The sequence below is a fragment of the Cupriavidus sp. WS genome, assembly GCF_000395345.1.
Taxonomy (GTDB): domain Bacteria; phylum Pseudomonadota; class Gammaproteobacteria; order Burkholderiales; family Burkholderiaceae; genus Cupriavidus; species Cupriavidus basilensis_B.
Genome location: NZ_AQPL01000169.1, coordinates 1 through 19,042, shown reverse-complemented (window position 1 = coordinate 19,042; position 19,042 = coordinate 1). Strand labels below are relative to the sequence as shown.

Genomic DNA, 19,042 nt, shown 5'->3' with positions numbered 1-19,042 from the left:
TGCGGGAGAGGGGTTGGGGGAGAGGGCGGGCGCTCGTTCAGGCGACGTCGCCTGTCGAACCGCCGGCCCTCTCCCCCGGCCCCTCTCCCATTGCATGGGAGAGGGGAGCCAACCTGCCGCATCGCCGGAAGCGCACGCGCAATGGCAACCGCGAAGATCAGAACAGATCCGCGTCCAGCGCCATCAGGCTGGCCGAGCCGGCGCGCGCCTTGCGGATCTCGGCGGCGGTCTCCGGCAGCAGCCGGGCGAAGTAGAAGCGGGCCGTGGCCAGCTTGCTGGCGTAGAACTTGTCGCCGCCGGCTTCCTTGTCCAGCGCGATGCGGGCCATGCGCGCCCAGAAGTACGAGAACACCAGGTGGCCCACCACACGCAGGTAAGGCACCGCAGCGGCGCCGACCTCGTCGGGGTTGGCCATCGCCTTCATGCCGATTTCCATGGTCAGCTTCTGCACCTTGTCGCCCAGGTCGGCCAGCGGGTTGACGAACTCCTGCATGGCTTCATTGGTGCCCTCCTGCTCGACGAATTCCTGCACGATCTTGCCGAAGGCCTTGAGCTTGGCGCCCATGTCGCCGAGGATCTTGCGGCCCAGCAGGTCCAGCGCCTGGATGGTGTTGGTGCCTTCGTAGATCATGTTGATGCGGGCGTCGCGCACGTACTGCTCCATGCCCCACTCGGCGATGTAGCCGTGGCCGCCGAACACCTGCATGCCTTCGTTGGTGGCGGTGAAGGCGTTGTCGGTCAGGAACGCCTTGATCACCGGCGTGAGCAGCGCCACCAGGTCGCCGGCCTCCTTGCGCACGGTTTCGTCCGGGTGCGACAGCTCGCGGTCGATCTGCAGCGCGGTCCAGTAGCTGAACGCGCGGCCGCCTTCGGCGTAGGCCTTCTGCGTCAGCAGCATGCGGCGCACGTCCGGGTGCACGATGATCGGATCGGCCGGCTTGTCCGGCGCCTTGGGGCCGGTCAGCGCGCGCATCTGCAGGCGGTCCTTGGCGTAGGCCAGCGAGTTCTGGTACGCCACCTCGGTCAGGCCCAGGCCCTGCATGCCCACGCCCAGGCGCGCCGCGTTCATCATCACGAACATGGCGTTGAGGCCCTTGTTGGGCTCGCCCACCATCCAGCCGCGCGCGCCGTCCAGGTTCATCACGCAGGTGGCGTTGCCGTGGATGCCCATCTTGTGCTCGATCGAGCCGCACTTGATGCCGTTGCGCTCGCCGGGGTTGCCGGCCGCGTCCGGGATGAACTTGGGCACCACGAACAGCGAGATGCCCTTGGTGCCCTGCGGCGCGTCCGGCAGGCGCGCCAGCACCAGGTGGATGATGTTGTCGGAGAGGTCGTGCTCGCCGGCCGAGATGAAGATCTTGGTGCCGGTGATGCGGTATGCGCCGTCGGCCTGCGGCTCGGCCTTGCTGCGCAGGATGCCGAGGTCGGTGCCGCAGTGCGGCTCGGTCAGGCACATGGTGCCGGTCCACTCGCCGGACACCAGCTTGGGCAGGTAGGTCTGCTGCAGTTCGGGCGTGCCGTGCGCGTGCAGCGCCTCGTAGGCGCCGTGCGACAGGCCGGGGTACATGGTCCACGCCTGGCTGGCCGAGTTCAGCATCTCGAACAGCGCGTTGTTGACCAGGATGGGCAGGCCCTGGCCGCCGTATTCGGGGTCGCAGCCCAGCGCCGGCCAGCCGGCTTCCACGTACTGGCGGTAGGCTTCCCTGAAGCCCTTGGGCGCCGTCACCACGCCGTCGCCGACATAGGTGCAGCCTTCGCGGTCGCCGCTCTGGTTGAGCGGGAACACCACTTCGGAGCAGAACTTGCCGGCCTCCTCGAGCACCTGGTTGATGGTCTCCGCGTCGACGTCGGCGTGCTTCGGCAGCGCCTTGAGTTCGGCTTCCACGCCGAGCAATTCATGGAGCACGAACTGCATGTCGCGCAACGGTGCGGTGTACTGGCCCATCAAAGACTCCTTGGAGGTATCTGTAAAGCCGCCACGCCGCCCGTGCACGATCCCGGCACGGAACGCCACGCGGCGTCAGGTTCGGTAAGACTGGATCAACTTGTTGAGCGCGACCATCGCAAGCTCGGCGCTGGCGGGCAGGCGCAGGAAGCGGGCGTCATGATGCAAGCCTAGCTCAAGGCTGTACATCTCGAACAGCATCAGGCGCGGATCGCAGTCCGCGCGCAGGTGCCCCTCTTCCTTGGCCTGGTCGATGGCGCGCGTGAGCGCGGCGCGCCAGATGGTGACGCTCTTGACCAGCTCGTCACGCACCGGGCTTTCCGCGCGGTCGTCGTATTCCACCGCCCCGCTGATGTAGATGCAGCCCGTGGTCACTTCCTGGATGCGTTTTTCCATCCAGCGCCGCACCATGGATTGCAGCCGGGGCAGCCCGCGCGGCTCGTGCAGCGAGGGGTAGAACACCTCCTGCTCGAAACGCCGGTGATACTCGCGCACCACTTCCACCTGCAGGTCCTCGCGCGAACCGAAATGCGCGAACACGCCGCTCTTGCTCATCTGCATGCGTTCCGCGAGCAGCCCGATGGTCAAACCCTCGAGCCCGTCGCGGGACGACAGTTCCAGCGCGGCATCCAGAATCGCCACGCGCGTCATTTCCCCCTTGCGCATGGGCGCGGGGGACGCGGAAGCGGCGGATTCGAGACGGGCAGACTGGTGTCGCATGATTTTTCTCCGTTCTTGGCGGCGCGATTCCTGTTCGCGGCCGCGCAATGACCCTGACGTAATGCTGATTTACGCTGCCCGGCGGCCCTGAAAGACGCTGCCCGGCAGACGCGAATGCACGCAGTCTAAGGCAAAAAAGAACGGTCGTTCAGATTATTGTGATGGCGCCCCGCGGCGGCAAGCATTTAATTAGACCGGCGTTTCTAAACGCAGCGGCCGGGTTCGGTGCGGCGCAACAAGCCGGGGCATGGCGACGCGGCGCCGCGCCCGCGCTTCGCTGCGCCGCCGCCACCGCAGAGCAGCAGGCGGCTGGCCGGCCGCGTCAGTAGCGCCCCGTCACCCCCGCCACCACCACGCCGATGCGCAGCACCATGTACGCCGCCCAGCTACCCAGGCGGCGCAGCGCGGAGCGGCGCGCGTGGGTGGCGGCCTTGACCTCGCTGCTGCGCGTGGCGATGGCGCGCTCCAGCTCCTGGCGCAGGCCGGCGCAGAAACCGGCGTCGTAGACCGCGACGTTGGCCTCGCGCGCGAGCAGCAGGCTGAAGGGATCCATATTACTGGAGCCGACCGTGGCCCAGGCATCGTCCACCACCGCCACCTTGGCGTGCAGGAAGCTGTCGGCATATTCGTAGATCTCCACGCCCGCGGCCAGCAGGGTGGCGTAGAGCGCATGCGTGGCGTAGTGCTGGAGCCGGTACTCGACCATGCCCTGCAGCAGCAGGCGCACCCGCACGCCGCGCTCGCGGCAGGCCAGCAGCGCGCGGCGCATCTTGTAGCCGGGCAGGAAATACGCATTGGCGATGATGACCTCGCGCCGCGCGCTGCCCAGCGCCTGCAGGTACTGGCGCTCGATGGCGCGGCGGTTGCGCAGGTTGTCGCGCAGCAGCAGCGCGGCGCGCATGCCGCCGGCCGCGTCCTGGCGCGGCAGCGGCAGGTCGGTGATGAGCGGGAATTCGGCCGCCACCCCGGCCAGGCCGACGCTGCGCATCTCGCCGCGCAGCGTGAGCTGCCACCACAGGCGCTCCGCGCTCAGCGCGATCTGGCCGACCAGCGGGCCGCGCACCTCCACGGCGAAGTCGTAGCGCGGGCCCAGGCCGGCGCTCTCGAACGGGCCGTGGTTGTGGTCGTCGATGATGTTGATGCCGCCGACGAAGCCGACCTGCTGGTCGATCACGGCAAGCTTGCGGTGCAGCCGGCGCAGGTTGCGCCGCGCCAGGCGAAAGCCGCGCAGCGGGCGGAACACCTTGAGCGCCACGCCGCCGTCGCGCAGGCGCGCGGCCAGCGCGGCCGGCATGTCGCCGGCGCCGAAGCCGTCCACCACCAGCCGCACGGTCACGCCGCGCGCGGCCGCGCGCACCAGCGCGCCGGTCACGGCCGCGCCGACCTCGTCGTCGGCGTAGATATAGGTTTCCAGCGAGACCGAGAACACCGCGCGGTCGATGGCGGCGATCAGCGCCGGGAAGAACTCGGCGCCGCCGCGCAGCAGCCGCACGGCATTGCCGCCGAGCGGCTTGCCGCGGCGCCACTCGGAGCGCAGCGGGCCGGCCCGGCGCGGCGCCTGCGGCGGCGCGCCCGCGTCGGCGTCGTCGCGCAGCGCGGCGATGCCGGCGCGGGACGGCGGCACCGGGCAGGCGTGCGGATGCGGGGGCGAAAGCGGCGGCATGGGGCACATTATCAGGCACGCCGGTGTCATGCGCATGTTCCGCGCCGCGCACGCGCCGCGCCGCGCGCGCCGTTCTCTGCTATCTTCGGCGCTTTATCCCGCCACGCGCCCCCATATCGTGAAGGTTTTCGGCATTTCCGGCTCGTCCGGCAGCGGCAAGACCACGCTGCTGGACCGGCTGATCCCGCATTTCGTTGCCGCCGGCCTGCGCGTGGCCGGCGTCAAGCATACCCACCACGGCTTCGACCCCGACACGCCCGGCAAGGATTCCTGGCGCATGCGCGAGGCCGGCTGCGCCAACGTGGTGCTGGTCGGGGCGCGCCACCTGACGCTGATGCGCCACTACCCGGAAACCGAACCCTCGCCCGAACTGGCCGACGCGCTCGCCGTGCTGCCCGCCGCCACCGACCTGGTGCTGGTGGAAGGCTACAAGCGCAGCAGCTTCCCCAAGCTGGAGGTCTACCGCCCCGCGCTGGGCCGCCCGCCGCTGTGGGCCGGCCTGCCCGGCGTGGTGGCCGTGGCCACCGACGACCCGCGGACAGTGGCGGCGGCCACCGCGCTGCCGGTGCTGGACCTGGCCGACCTGGACGCCATCGCCGCGCTGGTGCTCGCGCAGGCCAGCCCGGACTGCGGGACTCGCCAGGCGCAATAAGCCTGGCCGCCGCGGCCTGAACCGCCTGCGGCACCACGACAGGGCAACGCGCTTCCCGGGAAAAAACGAACGGCGGCCTCGCGCGCCGTCAGGCGCCGCCGCCGTCGGTGCGCGCGAGCGGCCGCTCCGGCACCGCGATGCGGGCCAGCTCCGCCATCAGCGGCACGTGGTCGGAGCGCTGCGCCCAGTCGCGCCCGGTCAGCGCGCTGGCGCGCTCGATCTCGAAGCCGCGCACGTAGATGCGGTCGAGCTGCCACCACGGCATGTGGCTCGGGAACGTGTGCAGGCGCGCGCCGCCGGCGTGGGACACCTCGGTGGCGCCCAGCGTGGAGCAGATCAGGTTGTCCAGCCGGTGGTTCCAGTCGTTGAAGTCGCCGGCGATGACCAGCGGCGCCTCGGCCGGCACCACGTCGCGCACGCGCTTGACCAGCGCCTCGGCCTGGCGCGCGCGGCTGCGCGCGAACAGGCCGAAGTGCACGCAGATCAGGTGCGCCTCGGTGCCGTTCATGTCCGCCACCGCGTGCAGCAGGCCGCGCTGCTCGAAGCGGTGGTCGGAGATGTCGAGGTTCTCCGACATCAGGATCGGGTGGCGCGACAGGATCGCGTTGCCGTGGTGGCCGTGGTCGTACACCGCGTTGCGCCCGTACACCGAGTGCGGATAGGCGTCGGTGGCGAGGTAGTTGAGCTGGGTGTGGTCGGCGTCGAACAGCTCGGCGGCCACCAGGCGGTCGTTGCGGTCCTGCACTTCCTGCAGGAACACGATGTCGGCATCGACCGTATGCAGGCCGGTGCGCACGTTCTGGATGCGCGGCTTGCGCGCGATGCCGGTCACGCCCTTGTGGATGTTGTAGGTGACCACACGCAATCTCATGAATCGGCTCCACGCGGCGCGCGCAGGCCCTGCACGCGCCAGTCCAGTTGCAGCACGGCTTGCGCGTTGCTGCTCGAAAAGCAGCGCGCGGCGGCTTCGCGCCACGGCAGCCACTGCCATTGCAGGTGTTCGCGCGGCGCCAGCGTCACCGGCACCGGGCGCGCCACGCGCAGGCCGAACCAGTGCTCGGTGTTGCGCGTCACGCCGGGGGCGTAGCGGTGGCGCCACTGCGGGTAGATTTCGTAGTCGAGGGTGTGTTGCCAGTCTTCGAGCCGGTGCTCGGCGGCGACGAGGCCGGTTTCCTCGGCCACCTCGCGCGCGGCGGTCATGGCCAGCGGCTCGTCGGGCGCATCCAGGCTGCCGGTGACGGACTGCCAGTAACCGGGCCGGTCGGCGCGCTCCAGCAACAGCACTTGCAGGTCCGGCGTATGGATCACGACCAGCACGGATTGAGGAATCTTGTAGGGCATGGGATGGGGGCGGGCAACGACCCCAAGCTTACCGCAGATGGACGCAGCCGCCACGGGAAAACACGGTGGCGCCGTGGTTCACGGAAGGCTTCGGCGCGGCCCCACCCGGTACTCAGGCGGCGTGCACGCTGGACTGGGACGGCGGCTCGGCGGATGGTTGGGCCGGCGCCTCGCGCAGCCAGGTCTCGAACACGCCCGGCGAGTCGCCGTGGCCCCACGCCGCGCGCAGCTGCTGCATCAGCGGCGTGAGCGCCTGCGTGTAGTCGCGCGAGGCCGCGTTGGCATGCGCGGCGAGGCGGTCGGCGGCCTGCCGCGCCTGCGCCTGCAGCTGCGTGCGTTCCTGCCCGATCTCCTTCTCGCGCACGCCCAGCGCGTTGTACTTCTGGATCAGGAAGCGGTGGTAGTCGCCGGGCTCCACGCCCTGCCCGGCCTGCGCGTTGGCCTGCTCGAAGCGCATCACGATGCTGGTGGTTTCCTGCTCGACGTGGGCGGCCTCGTCGGCCAGCGCCTGCAGCGCGTCGGCCAGCCGCATGGCCTCGCGGCGCTCGTCGCGCAGTTGCGCGGCATGCTCCTCGAAGCTGCGCTGCGCCGCCAGGTAGGCCTGCACCACCGGCTGCGGCGCCACCACCAGCAGCGGATCGGCGCCGCCGGCCCGGCCGCCCGGCAGCAGCGCGTCGTCGGCCACGCGCAGGTTGCCCAGGTCTTCCAGCCAGCGCCCGCGCGCCATCACGGTGCCGACGGTATCGAGCGCGACCCGGCGCAGCGCCTCGGCGCGCTGCAGCTCCACCGGCTCGGGCTGGGGTGCCGCGCCCGCACCGCCGCTCTGCGCGGCATGCGCGATCTCCGGCACGCAGGCCGCCACCGTGGTGGCCACCGACTCGGACATGGCGATGGCCGAGCGGCGCACCGCGCGCCGCAGCTCGAAACGCGCCAGCAACATCATCGCCAGCCCGGCCACCAGCCAGGTCAGGATGGTTTCGGCATGGGCCAGCAAAAACTGGCGGATCAGTTCTATATCCAGGGACACGGCAGATTCCTCCCGCGCGGCCGGCGTGCCTTCGAAACGGGCTTGCGGCTTCGCGCCTAAAGGAAGAAGACCGGGGGCCGGGACCCTTCGTTCCGCGATGTAACAATTGGAAACCAGCCGGGGTGGCGGCGGCGCTACGCCGCCCCCCGGAACGCCGCCGGCCCGCGCGTTCAGGCGCCCGCCTGCGCCTTCAGCCAGGCCTGCTCGCCGCCGGCGCGCACGATCTCCACCAGCGCCGGCGACATGGCGCCGAAGCCGCCGCGCGTGCCGCGTGTGTGGTTGAGCACTTCGCCGCTGATGAAATCGACCTCGATGTCGTCGCCCTGCCCGGCGAAGGCCGTGATGCCGGCTGCGAACGGCAGCGTTTTCAGGCCCACCGACACGGCCAGCCGGAAGAACGAGCGCGCCATCGACTCGGCCAGCACCGAGACGCCGAGCGCGCCCAGCGCGAGCGGCCCCTGGATGTGCATCGGCCCCTTGCCGAAGTTGCGCCCGGCCACCACGAAATCGCCATGCCGCGCCAGCCCGGCGAAGTCCTTGTCGAGCCCGCACATGGCCAGCGGCGCCAGCCGCGCCGGGTCGTACACCACCTGGCGCGTCATCTCGATGTCCATGATCTGGCCGTCGTTGAGCACGTCGTCGCCGAAGCGCCATACGCGGCCGCGCTGCACCAGCGTGCCGCCGGATGTCGTGGTCATGCTGCCTCCCGGGTCAGTTCGGCCGGCGCCGCGATGCGGCCCATCACGGCGGATGCCGCCACCACCGCGGCGTTGGCGAGGTACACCGGCGCGCGCTCGCTGCCGAGCCGGCCGTGGTCGTTGCGCGTGGCGGTGCAGATGGAAACGTCGTTGTCGCCGAGCGGCGCGTAGGTGCCGTAGCACGGCCCGCAGATGCCGGCGGAGATCTCCGCGCCGGCCGCCGAGAGAATGGCCAGCAGCCCCTCGCGCATGGCCTGCTGGTAGATCGCCTGGGTCGCGGCGATCACGGTCAGCCGCACGCCCGCATGCACGCGCCGCCCGGCCAGCACCGCCGCCGCCGCGCGCAGGTCTTCCATCTTGCCGCCGATGCACGAGCCGATGAAGGCCGAGGTGATCGGCACGCCGGCCGCCCGCGCCAGCGGCACGGTGTGCTGCGGGTCGGGCGGCAGGCACACCTGCAGGTCCAGCCCGGAGACGTCGAAGGCGATGTCCTCGGCGAAGCGCGCGCCGGGATCGCTGGCCCAGCGCACGCCGTGCGCATCGGTGGCCGGGCACACCGCGGCCTTGACGCCGATGTCCACCATCGCGTTGCACAGCGTGTGGCGTTCGTCCTCGCCGAGCGCGTCGACGTAGCTGCCGTGGAACTCGATGCAGCGGTAGTCGCCGCGCTCCGCGCCGATGGCCGCCGCCACCCACTGGCCCACGTCGCGGCTCATCACGCCGGCGCGCACCGGCCCCGACAGGCGCACGCGGATGGTCTCGGGCACGCGCAGCCACACCTTGCCGGTGGCCAGTGCCAGCGTGACGCTCAGCCCCAGCGCCACGCCGAGCGCGCCGGCGCAGCCGAGCGCCGGCGCGCGCGTGTCGGCGGCCACCACCAGCATGCCGGGCCTGACGATGCCGAAGTCCAGCGGCGCGTTGTGGCTGATGCCGTGCCGGCCGGTGTCGAGGAACCAGCCCACGCCCTGCGCGCGCGCATCGCCGCGCATGAAGGCGTGCGCTTCCAGGTGCCCGGGCGCGGCCGAGTTGGTGGTGTGGTCGATGGTGACGAAGACCTTCCCGGGCGCGGCCAGGTTCGCGTAGCCGAGCCCGTCCAGCATCTTGCGGTGGCGGTGGTAGTTGAGGTCGTGGGCGACGATCAGGTCGGGCACCGCCCACACCACGTCGCCGGCGCGCACGGCGCCGAGGCCGGCGGCGCGCGCCAGGATCTTCTCGGCCACGGTCAGCGACGGGCGGCTCATTGCGCGGCGACTCCGTCGCGGGCCTGCGCCAAGTACCGCGCGTAGTCCGCATCCACGCGGCTGGCGCGCGGCAGGTCGAGATGGCCGGCGATGTCGCCCAGCGTGACCGCCGCGGCCGCGCTCGCGGCGGTGCTGCCGTCCTCGCGCAGCGCGGCCAGCATGCGAGCCTGCGCGTGCACCTGCCCCTGCAGCAGCGACACCGGATAGACCACCAGCGGATAGCCGATCGCCTGCAGCCGCGCGGCCGGCACCAGCGGGCGCAGGTTCTCCACCATCATGACGATGGTCGGCTTCTTCAGGCTCGCGGTGATGCGCGCCATGTCGGCCTCGGCGGCCACCGACATGATGATGGTGGCGTCGGCGCCGGCCTGCTCGTAGACCTGCGCGCGCGCGATGGCCGCGTCGAGGCCTTCGACCGCGAACGCATCGGTGCGCGCGATGATCATGAAATCGGGGTCGGTGCGCGCTTCCAGCGCCACGCGGATGCGCGCCACCATCTCGGCGGCGCCGACCAGCGTCTTGCCCGGCATCGCCGCGCATTTCTTCGGGAACGGCTGGTCTTCGAGATGGAGCGCCGCCGCGCCGGCCGCCTCGAACGCGCGCGTGGCGCGGAACACGTTGTAGGCGCCGCCGTAGCCGCTGTCGGCGTCGACGATCAGCGGCAGCGAGGTGGACTGCGCGATGATCCGGGCCCGCTCGACCATCGCGTCCACGCTGATCGCGCCGACGTCCGGCTCGCCCAGCGTGGCGGCCACGCACAGGCCGGACATGTAGGCCGCCTCGAACCCGGCCTGCTCGACCAGGCGCGCGGTGAGGCCGTCGTAGCAGCCGGGCGCGACGGCGATGCTGCCGCGCTGGATCAGTGCCCGCAGCCGGGCGCCTGCGCTTGGGTTGGTCATTGCCTGCTCCTTGTTCAGAAATTCACGAAGGGAAATCGCCGTGGCCCCGCGGCGGGGCCGGCGCTGCTACCGGCAGCGGCGCGCTTTGCCAGCGCCGCCGTTGCCCACTAATATGTCCATCCTATGGACACGCCCCCGAATACGTCCCCGGACACGCCCCCCACCGAGCCGATGGAACCCGGCGCCCTGCGCCGCGGCCTGCGCATCCTCCGCGCGCTGCGCGACGCCGCGGCGCTGCGCGCGGCCGAGCTCGCCGCGCTCACCGGCATCCCGCGCCCCACCGTGTACCGCCTGCTCGAGATCCTCGAGGCCGAAGGCTTCGTGGCGCGCGAGGCGGACGGCAAGTCGTTCACGCTGGCGGCCGCCGTCGACAATCCCGACGACCGCTGGGGCGCGTTCGTGCGCCAGATGGAGCCGGTGATGCGCCGCATCGCGCAGCGCACCGGCAACGCCGTGTTCCTGGTGCGCCAGAAGGACAACGACCTGCTCTGCCTGCATCGCGAGATCGGCACCTACCCGATCCAGATCCTGTCGCTGCCGGTCGGCGGGCGCCAGCCGCTGGGCGTCGGCGCGGCCGGCGTGGCCCTGCTTTCCACGATGGGCGCGCGCCAGGTGACGGCGCTGCTCAAGGCCAACACCGAGGCCTACCTGAACTACGGCAACCTCCATGTCTCCACCGTGCGCCGCCTGGTAGAGAACTGCCGCGAGCGCGGCTACGCCGTGGTCGGCAACTACTCGCTCAAGGGCATCCTGGCCGTGGGCGTGCCGATGAAGGCCTCGGGCGGCCTCGGGCAGGCCGCCATGAGCGTGACCGCGCCGCTGGACCGGATGTCGATCCCGCGCCAGCGCGAAGCGGTCGCGATCATGCAGGCCGAGATCAAGGCCGCGGGCCACTGACGCCGCGCCGCGCTCACTCCATGCTGGCGCCGCTGTCCTTGACCAGCACCGCCCAGCGCCGGGTCTCGGCGTTGACGAAGTCGCGGAACTGGCCGCCGGCCTGCGGCGGCGCCGGCACGTAGCCGGCCGCCGCGACCTTGTCGCGGTAGTCGGCGCTGGCCAGCACCTCGCCGACCTGCTTGCGGATCGTGGCCACGATTGGCGCGGGCGTGGCGCGCGGCGCGAACAGCCCGTACCAGCCGCTGATCACCATGTCGGGAAAGCCCTGCTCCGCCACCGTGGGAATCTCCGGAAAGGACGGCACGCGGGTCTCGCTGGTCACGGCGAGCGCCTTGATCTTGCCGGCTCGGATGTACGGCCCGGCGGTGTTCAGCGTGTCGAAGATGACCTGCAGTTGCCCGGCCATCAGGTCGGTGATGACCGGCGCGCTGCCGCGGTACGGCACGTGCGCGATATGCGTGCCGTGGCGCCGGTTGAACATCTCGCCCACGAGATGCCCACCGCTGCCGACGCCGGCCGTGCCGAAACTCAGCTTGGTCGGATTGGCGCGCGAGTACTCGATCAGCTCCTTGAGCGAATTCACCGGCACGCTGACGTTGACCGCGATCACGAACGGATACGACGCCACCTTGGCGATCGGCTCGAGGTCGGTCGACGGGTCGTAGGGCATCGACTTGTACAGGCTCGGGTTGATCGACTGCGTGCCGACGTAGGACATCAGCAGGGTGTAGCCGTCCGGCGTGGCGCGCGCGACCTGCGCGGCGCCGATATTGCCGTTGGCGCCGGTGACGTTGTCGACCACGAACGGCTGGCCGGATTTCTCGCCGATCTTCACGCCGATCAGGCGCGCCAGGAAGTCGGTGCCGCCGCCGGCCGGCGCCGGCGCCACCACGCGCACCGGCTTGGACGGATAGGGCTGCTGCGGCTGCGCGCGCGCCACGCCGCAGGCCAGGGCCGCGGCAATGAGCACGCGCCCCGCGATGGAGGGAATGGAATGCATGATGGTTGTCTCCCGTTTGCGCCGGCGTCAGGCCGGGACGGCAGCGCGGATGGCATCCCGCGCGGCAACGTCGCCAGTGTCCTGCGCAGCGTCTCGGATGGCGTCGTGGATGGCGCCGAAAGCATTGGAAATGGTGCGCCGGTCGCTGCCCGCGATGAGGATGCGGCAGCCGCTGTCCGCGTAGTGGCGCCGGGCCGCCTTCATGTCCGCGATGTCGGCGTCGAACAGCAGCGCCACCACTTCCACGCCGTGCTCGCGCACCATGCCGATCATGCCGTCGAGCCGCGCGGCCACGGCCGGGTGGTGGCGGTCGCCGTCATGGCCCATCGACACCGCGAGGTCGAACGCGCCCAGCACGATGGCGTCGATGCCGGGCACCTGGAGGATCTCGCCGAGGTTGTCCAGCCCTTCCACGGTCTCCACCAGCAGCCACACCATGACGTTGTCGTTGGCCCACTTGGCGTAGCCCTTCCAGTCCAGCGTCTGGTGGCCGGTGGCGCGGATCAGCGGGCAGGCGCCGCGCCGGCCCTGCGGCCACTCGGCGTTGCGGTAGCGCGCGGCCGCCACCACGGCCTCGGCCTGCGCGCGCGTGGCCACCTGCGGCACGATCACGCCCATCGCGCCGGCGTCGAGCGCCTTGGCGATGCCGGCCGGGTCGTGGCTGGGCACGCGCACCATCGGCGTCATGCCGGTGGCCTCGGCCGCGCGGATCATCTGCACCGTGGTCTCGAGCCCGAACGAGCCGTGCTCGCCGTCGATCCACACGTAGTCGTAGCCGGCGTTGCCCGCCACCTCGACGATCTCCGGGCAGGCCATCTGCACGAACGCGCCGATCGGCGCGCTGCCCGCGGCCAGCGCCGCCCTGATCCTGTTTTCCCTGAATAGCATGGTGGTCTCCCGTTCAGGCGGTGGCGGTAGCGGTGGCGGCGGCGTCGAGATACTCGCCCGCGCAATCGCCTTCCAGCGTGGTGCGGAACAGGCGGCGCAGCTGCTGGTGGTCATAGTCCATCAGCGCCAGGTGCATGGTGCAGCGGTTGTCCCACATCAGCACGTCGTGCTTGCGCCACTGGTGGCGGTAGACGGACTCGGACCGCGTGGAGTGCGCGAACAGGTACTGCAGCAGCGGCTGGCTCTCGGCCACCGTCATGCCTTCGAAATGGCTGGTCAGCATTTCGTTGACGTAGAGCGCGGGGCGCCCCGTCACCGGATGGATGCGCACCACCGGGTGGACCACCGGCGGGTTGTTCCTGGCCTTGGCGGCCAGCGTCTTCTCGTCGAGCCCGCGCAGGTGCTTCGCGGCGATCACGGTGTGCACCGCGCGCATCGGCGCGAGCAGGCGCTTCATGCCGTCCGAGAGCGTGTCGTAGGCCTCGTACATGTTGGCGAACATGGTGTCGCCGCCCACCTCGGGAATCACGTGCGCGTGCAGCAGCGAGGCCATGCTCGGGCGCAGCGTCATCGAGTGGTCCGAATGCCACTGCTGGCCGAACACCTTGGAGCGCTCCTTGCCTTCGTTGGTGACGACGATCAGCTCGGGATGGTCCGGGTGGCGGTACTCGGGGATCGCGTCGTGCTGCTCGAGCGGCCCGAACTTCCGGCTGAACGCGATGTGCGTGTCGAACGAGATGTCCTGGTCGCGGAACAGCAGCACCTGGTACTGCGCGAATGCCTGCCGGATCCCGGCGAGATCGTCCGGCGCGCAGTCGGCGGTGATCCTGAAGCCGACGACTTCTGCGCCGAGGGAATTGGATAGCTTGCGGAAATGCACCTCTGTCTCCTTTCTGGTCTGTCCGCCACGCTTCTGGCCAGGGGGGCCGGCGCGGGATGGAGCCATTATCGGGACGGGTGCGGGCACCCTCAATGCAGGTTGTCCACTGGATGGACAAATCGGGGCGACTGCGGGTTTCTGCCTACACGCACGCCAAAATGCCGCAAAGCCGCCTGTGGCGCGGCCCGGCGGGCCGCCGCCGCGCGCCGCGCGCGTGCGGCAGGGCACGCAACGCGCGGGCCCCGGCCCTGCGCGGGCGAAAAAAAGCCCTGCGCGCGCCAACCGGGGTCGGCGCCACGCAGGGCTTCCTGAGCAGCATGCGGCGGGCGGCCCGCAGGGCCGCCCGGCACTCAGGCGGTCTTCGGCTCGGCCGAGCGCAGGCGGATGTGCAGCTCGCGCAGTTGCTTCTCGTCGACCGTGCTCGGGGCCTGGGTCAGCAGGTCCTGGGCGCGCTGGGTCTTGGGGAAGGCGATCACGTCGCGGATCGAGTCGGCGCCGGCCATCATCGTGACGATGCGGTCCAGGCCGAAGGCCAGGCCGCCGTGCGGGGGCGCGCCGTACTGCAGCGCGTCGAGCAGGTAGCCGAACTTGGCGCGGGCTTCTTCCTCGCCGATCTTGAGCGCGCGGAACACCTTGCTCTGCACGTCCTCGCGGTAGATCCGCACCGAGCCGCCGCCCATTTCCCAGCCGTTGAGCACCATGTCGTAGGCCTTGGCGATGCACTTGCCCGGATCGGTCTCCAGGTATTGCAGGTGCTCGTCCTTGGGGCTGGTGAACGGGTGGTGCATGGCGACCCAGCGGGCGTCTTCCTCGTCGTACTCGAACATCGGGAAGTCGATCACCCACAGCGGCTTCCACACGTCCTCGAACAGGCCGTTGCTCTTGCCGAACTCGGAGTGGCCGATCTTCAGGCGCAGGCCGCCGATGGCGTCGTTGACCACCTTGGCCTTGTCCGCGCCGAAGAAGATGATATCGCCGTCCTGGGCGCCGGTGCGCTTGAGGATCTCGGCGATGGCGGCGTCGTGCAGGTTCTTGACGATCGGCGATTGCAGGCCGTCGCGGCCCTTGGCCACTTCGTTGACCTTGATCCAGGCCAGGCCCTTGGCGCCGTAGATGCCGACGAACTGGGTGTAGGCGTCGATCTCGCCGCGCGAGATGGCGCTGCCGCCCGGCACGCGCAGGCCGACCACGCGGCCGTTGTCGCTGTTGGCGGGGCCGGAGAACACCTTGAAGTCGACGTCCTTCATGACGTCGGTCAGCTCGGTGAATTCAAGCTTGACGCGCAGGTCGGGCTTGTCCGAGCCGAAGCGGGCCATCGCCTCGCGGAACTCCATCACCGGGAACCGGGCGTCGAGGTCCACGTCGATGGCGTTCTTGAACACCGTGCGCATCATGTCCTCGAACAGGTCGCGGATCTCCTGCTCGGTCAGGAACGAGGTCTCGCAGTCGATCTGCGTGAACTCGGGCTGGCGGTCGGCGCGCAGGTCCTCGTCGCGGAAGCACTTGGTGATCTGGTAGTAGCGGTCGAAGCCCGACACCATCAGCATCTGCTTGAAGATCTGCGGCGACTGCGGCAGCGCGAAGAAGTGGCCCGGGTTGGTGCGCGACGGCACCAGGTAGTCGCGCGCGCCTTCCGGCGTGCTCTTGCCCAGCATCGGCGTCTCGATGTCGATGAAGCCCTGCGCGTCGAGGAACTTGCGCACTTCCATCGCCACCTTGTAGCGCAGGCGCAAGTTGTACTGCATCTGCGGGCGGCGCAGGTCCAGCACGCGGTGCGTCAGGCGCGTGGTTTCCGACAGGTTGTCGTCGTCGAGCTGGAACGGCGGCGTGACCGACGGGTTGAGCACGGTCAGCTCATGGCACAGCACCTCGATCTTGCCCGAGGTCAGGTTGGCGTTCTCGGTGCCGGCCGGGCGCGCGCGCACCTTGCCGGTGATGCGGATGCAGAACTCGTTGCGGATCTCTTCGGCCGCCTTGAACATCTCGGGGCGGTCGGGGTCGCACACCACCTGGACCAGGCCTTCGCGGTCGCGCAGGTCGATGAAGATCACGCCGCCGTGATCGCGGCGGCGCTGCACCCAGCCGGTCAGGGCCACTTCCTGGCCCGTCAGTTGTTCGGTCACGAGACCGCAATAGTGAGTACGCATGGAGGACATAAGAGAATTCCCGGAATAACGCGGCCGCTGGTGCGGCCGGCGATCAATTTGAAGACGTTGTGTCGGCGGGCTCGGCGAGGGCTTCGTCCGGCGCCCCGTCGTCGCGCGCCGTGTCGCTCTTGCGCGGCAGCTCGGTCGGCGCCACCACGCCCATCGAGACGATGTACTTCAGCGCGGCGTCGACGGTCATGTCGAGTTCGATGGTATCGGCCTTGGGCATCATCAGGAAGAAGCCCGAGGTCGGGTTGGGCGTGGTCGGCACGTAGACGCTGACGTACTCGCCCTGGAGATGGTTCTGCACGTCGCCGCCGGGGCGGCCGGTGAGAAAGGCGATGGTCCACGAGCCTTCGCGCGGGTACTGCACCAGCAACGCCTTGCGAAAGGCATTGCCCGAGGACGACAGCAGCGTGTCGGACACCTGCTTGACGCTGGTGTAGATCGGCCCGACCACCGGGATGTGGCCCAGCAGCGCCTCCCACCAGCGCACCAGCCTCTGGCCGATGAAGTTGTGGGCCAGCATGCCGACCAGCAGGATGAACAGCAGCGTCAGGATCGCGCCCAGGCCGGTCACGCGCTTGCCGAACATCAGCCGGTCCGGGCGCCAGGTCTCGGGCAGCAGCGCCAGGCTCTGGTCCATCGTGCCGATGACCAGGCTCAGCACCCACAGCGTGATGCCCAGCGGCACCAGGACAAGCAGCCCGGTCAGGAACCAGGTCTTGAGGGCGGAGGTCTTCTTCGCCGGCACGGTGCGTTCTGCTTTCAATGGCAGGCGCAAGCGCTGCCGCAACCGCCGGCCGGGCTTGTCGATGCGGTGGTGCCCGAGGCCGCCGAAGCGGTCGAAGCGGTCGAAGAGGCCCCGGCGCCGCCGGCCGGTTCGCCCGACGCTGCCGGCGCGCCGCCGGCGCTGTCGCCGCCCGCGGCGGGCGCGGTGGCCGGCGCGGAGGTGCCGCCGTTGCCGCCGCGGAAGTCGGTGACGTACCAGCCCGAGCCCTTGAGCTGGAAGCCCGCCGCGGTCAGTTGTTTCTTGAAGGTGCCCGCCGCGCCGCAGGATGGGCAGTCGGTGAGCGGAGCATCGCTCATTTTCTGCAGCACATCGCGCCCGTGGCCGCAGGCGTCGCAACGGTAGGCATAAATCGGCATAGTGGCTCTCCGCGAGGATTCTGGAACGGAAACTGGATGGACGGATCGGAAGGCGCCGCCGTGCCGGCCGGGAAGTTGCCGTTCCCGGGCCGCCGCATGGCGGTGCAAAGCCTTGAATTATAAACCGTTCTGCGTGAGCCGGGCCGCAGGAAAAGGGGCAGAAAATGCATCCGGACGCACGCCAGGCGGGATGCGATGCCGGCGCCGCTCAGGCCAGGTGGACTTCCTTGACGCGCGGATGGTCGCCGATCCACTGCGGCAGCAGCGAGCCGAGCACCATGCCGCCGATCGAGAACATCAGCCCGACCATCTGCGGCGGCACCGCCGCGTCGGGGAAGGCGACCTCGCAGCACAGCCACGACGCCAGCCCCAGCAGGATGGCGGCGAGGCCGCCCTGGCGCGTGGCGGGCTTCCAGAACATGCCGAACGCCAGCGGCACGAAGGACGAGACCAATGTGACCTTATAGGCGTTTTCGACCATGTGGAAGATCGACAGGTGCGAGTTCAGCGCGAACAGCGTCACCAGCACCGCGAAACACAGCACCACGGTCTGCATCACGCGCAGGAAGCGGCGGTCGTCGAGGTGGCGGAAGTACGGCCGCAGGATATTCTCGGCGAACGTCACCGACGGCGCCAGCAGCGTGGCCGAGGCGCAGCTCTTGATGGCCGACAGCAGCGCGCCGAAGAACATCACCTGGGCGAACATCGGCGCATGGGTCAGGATCAGCTTCGGCAGGATCAGCTGCGAGTCGGTGTTGATGTACTTCTCCACCATCTGCGGATCGATCATGGTGGCCGAGTACGCCAGGAACATCGGGATGAAGGCGAAGCAGAAATACAGCACGCCGCCGAGCACCGAGGCGCGCCCGGCGATCTGCTCGGTGCGCGACGAGGTCACGCGCTGGAACACGTCCTGCTGCGGGATCGAGCCCAGCATCATGGTAAACAGCGCCGCCGCGAAGCCGATGATCTGCACCAGGTCCAGCGACGGCAGGAAGGTGAACTTGCCGGCCGCCGCCGCGTGCGACACCACCGCGGCCACGCCGCCGGCCTGGCCGCTGACCTCGACGCCGATGTACACCATGCCGATCACGATGATGATCATCTGGATGAAGTCGGTCACGGCCACCGACCACATGCCGCCGAACAGCGTGTAGACCAGCACGCTGGCCGCGCCGATCATCATGCCGGCCTCCTGCGACAGCGCGCCGTCCGAGACGGTGAAGAACACCAGCCCGAGCGCCTTGATCTGCGCGGCCACCCAGCCCAGGTAGGACATCACGATGCACAGCGTGGTCAGCACCTCGGCCAGCCGCCCGTAGCGGTTGTGATAGTAGTCGCCGATGGTGAGCAGGTTCATGCGGTACAGCGGACGCGCGAAGAACAGGCCGACCAGGATCAGGCACAGCGAGGAACCGAAGGGATCGGACACCACCCCGGACAGGCCTTCCTTGAGGAACACGGCGGGGATGCCGAGCACCGTCTCCGAGCCGAACCACGTGGCGAAGACGGTGGCGGTGACGATGTAGAAAGGCAGGCTGCGGCCGGCGACCGCGAAGTCCGTGGTGTTGCGCACGCGCAGCGCAGCCCACAGGCCGATGCCGACCGAGATTATCCAGTAGATGACGACGAACCAGATCAGCATGGCGCTGCCCTATCCCAAAAATGCCCTTGCGGCGAAAAACCGGTTGCCGGGTGGGCGGGATGCTGCCTGTGCCTGTGCCGCCCTGCCCCGGGTCCAATTCATCGGTCGGGGCCGCATGGGTGGCTGATCTAGCCTGCGGTCGTAGCCGAATCAAAACGCGGATTATAGCCACGCAGGCCGCCGCGGGAGAAAAAAATTCCGGGCGCCGGGCAAATCCCCGAAGCGGTGCAGCGCGGGCGCCACAGGCGGG

The 19,042-nt window shown here is 69.9% G+C and carries 18 protein-coding genes; 2 read left to right on the top strand and 16 right to left on the bottom strand.

Features of this window, described 5'->3' with window-relative positions:
• Positions 1-157 precede the first annotated feature (157 nt).
• From K206_RS0114705 to clsB, 3 genes are all read right to left on the bottom strand, one after another.
• Complete coding sequence (locus K206_RS0114705) at positions 158-1,945, bottom strand: acyl-CoA dehydrogenase C-terminal domain-containing protein (RefSeq protein ID WP_020203163.1); 1,788 nt, start codon at positions 1,943-1,945, stop codon at positions 158-160.
• Between the two features lie 75 nt (positions 1,946-2,020).
• On the bottom strand, positions 2,021-2,611 hold the full coding sequence (locus tag K206_RS0114700) for a TetR/AcrR family transcriptional regulator (RefSeq protein ID WP_029043643.1): 591 nt from the start codon (positions 2,609-2,611) through the stop codon (positions 2,021-2,023).
• 376 nt (positions 2,612-2,987) lie between these two features.
• Positions 2,988-4,328: a cardiolipin synthase ClsB gene (gene clsB, locus K206_RS0114695; protein WP_020203161.1), complete on the bottom strand. Its 1,341-nt coding sequence runs from the start codon at positions 4,326-4,328 to the stop codon at positions 2,988-2,990.
• Between the two features lie 118 nt (positions 4,329-4,446).
• Here clsB and mobB point away from each other — a divergent pair, with 118 nt between their 5' ends.
• Positions 4,447-4,980, top strand: a complete 534-nt coding sequence (mobB, locus tag K206_RS0114690; RefSeq protein WP_043366620.1) for a molybdopterin-guanine dinucleotide biosynthesis protein B — start codon at positions 4,447-4,449, stop codon at positions 4,978-4,980.
• An 88-nt stretch (positions 4,981-5,068) separates the two neighbouring features.
• Here mobB and K206_RS38290 read toward each other — a convergent pair whose 3' ends face one another.
• From K206_RS38290 to K206_RS38275, 6 genes are all read right to left on the bottom strand, one after another.
• Entirely contained in the window at positions 5,069-5,851 is a 783-nt protein-coding gene (locus K206_RS38290; protein WP_043366615.1) for an endonuclease/exonuclease/phosphatase family protein, read from the bottom strand.
• On the bottom strand, positions 5,848-6,321 hold the full coding sequence (gene nudB / locus K206_RS0114680; protein WP_020203158.1) for a dihydroneopterin triphosphate diphosphatase: 474 nt from the start codon (positions 6,319-6,321) through the stop codon (positions 5,848-5,850). The genes K206_RS38290 and nudB overlap by 4 nt, the downstream gene beginning before the upstream one ends.
• 112 nt (positions 6,322-6,433) lie before the next feature.
• Entirely contained in the window at positions 6,434-7,348 is a 915-nt protein-coding gene (locus K206_RS38285; protein WP_020203157.1) for a hypothetical protein, read from the bottom strand.
• Positions 7,349-7,518: 170 nt separating this feature from the next.
• Positions 7,519-8,046 carry a hypothetical protein gene (locus tag K206_RS0114670; RefSeq protein ID WP_020203156.1) on the bottom strand — a complete coding sequence of 176 codons (528 nt, stop codon included), beginning with the start codon at positions 8,044-8,046 and terminating at the stop codon, positions 7,519-7,521.
• A complete protein-coding gene (locus tag K206_RS38280) occupies positions 8,043-9,287 on the bottom strand; it encodes an aconitase family protein (protein ID WP_020203155.1) in 1,245 nt (414 codons plus the stop codon). The genes K206_RS0114670 and K206_RS38280 overlap by 4 nt, the downstream gene beginning before the upstream one ends.
• Positions 9,284-10,186 carry an oxaloacetate decarboxylase gene (locus tag K206_RS38275; protein WP_020203154.1) on the bottom strand — a complete coding sequence of 301 codons (903 nt, stop codon included), beginning with the start codon at positions 10,184-10,186 and terminating at the stop codon, positions 9,284-9,286. Before K206_RS38275 ends, K206_RS38280 begins: the two co-directional genes overlap by 4 nt.
• Before the next feature lie 171 nt (positions 10,187-10,357).
• Between K206_RS38275 and K206_RS0114655 the strand changes: the two genes are divergently transcribed.
• A complete protein-coding gene (locus K206_RS0114655; protein ID WP_020203153.1) occupies positions 10,358-11,083 on the top strand; it encodes an IclR family transcriptional regulator in 726 nt (241 codons plus the stop codon).
• A gap of 13 nt (positions 11,084-11,096) precedes the next feature.
• Here the strand turns inward: K206_RS0114655 and K206_RS0114650 are convergent, their stop codons facing one another.
• The 7 genes from K206_RS0114650 to K206_RS0114620 form a co-directional block, all read right to left on the bottom strand.
• Positions 11,097-12,083 (bottom strand): tripartite tricarboxylate transporter substrate binding protein, encoded by a 987-nt coding sequence (locus tag K206_RS0114650; protein ID WP_020203152.1) that lies wholly within the window; start codon positions 12,081-12,083, stop codon positions 11,097-11,099.
• A gap of 27 nt (positions 12,084-12,110) precedes the next feature.
• On the bottom strand, positions 12,111-12,971 hold the full coding sequence (locus tag K206_RS38270; RefSeq protein ID WP_020203151.1) for an HpcH/HpaI aldolase/citrate lyase family protein: 861 nt from the start codon (positions 12,969-12,971) through the stop codon (positions 12,111-12,113).
• 13 nt (positions 12,972-12,984) lie between these two features.
• A complete protein-coding gene (locus K206_RS38265) occupies positions 12,985-13,851 on the bottom strand; it encodes a TauD/TfdA family dioxygenase (RefSeq protein WP_020203150.1) in 867 nt (288 codons plus the stop codon).
• A 350-nt stretch (positions 13,852-14,201) separates the two neighbouring features.
• The gene (gene aspS, locus K206_RS0114635) at positions 14,202-16,007 is read right to left on the bottom strand and encodes an aspartate--tRNA ligase (protein ID WP_029043640.1); all 1,806 of its coding nucleotides are present in this window, start codon (positions 16,005-16,007) and stop codon (positions 14,202-14,204) included.
• A gap of 43 nt (positions 16,008-16,050) precedes the next feature.
• On the bottom strand, positions 16,051-16,752 hold the full coding sequence (locus K206_RS0114630; RefSeq protein ID WP_020203148.1) for a DUF502 domain-containing protein: 702 nt from the start codon (positions 16,750-16,752) through the stop codon (positions 16,051-16,053).
• Between the two features lie 14 nt (positions 16,753-16,766).
• The gene (locus K206_RS0114625) at positions 16,767-17,147 is read right to left on the bottom strand and encodes an FmdB family zinc ribbon protein (RefSeq protein WP_020203147.1); all 381 of its coding nucleotides are present in this window, start codon (positions 17,145-17,147) and stop codon (positions 16,767-16,769) included.
• 208 nt (positions 17,148-17,355) lie between these two features.
• Positions 17,356-18,792 (bottom strand): sodium:solute symporter family protein, encoded by a 1,437-nt coding sequence (locus K206_RS0114620; RefSeq protein WP_020203146.1) that lies wholly within the window; start codon positions 18,790-18,792, stop codon positions 17,356-17,358.
• Positions 18,793-19,042 lie beyond the last annotated feature (250 nt).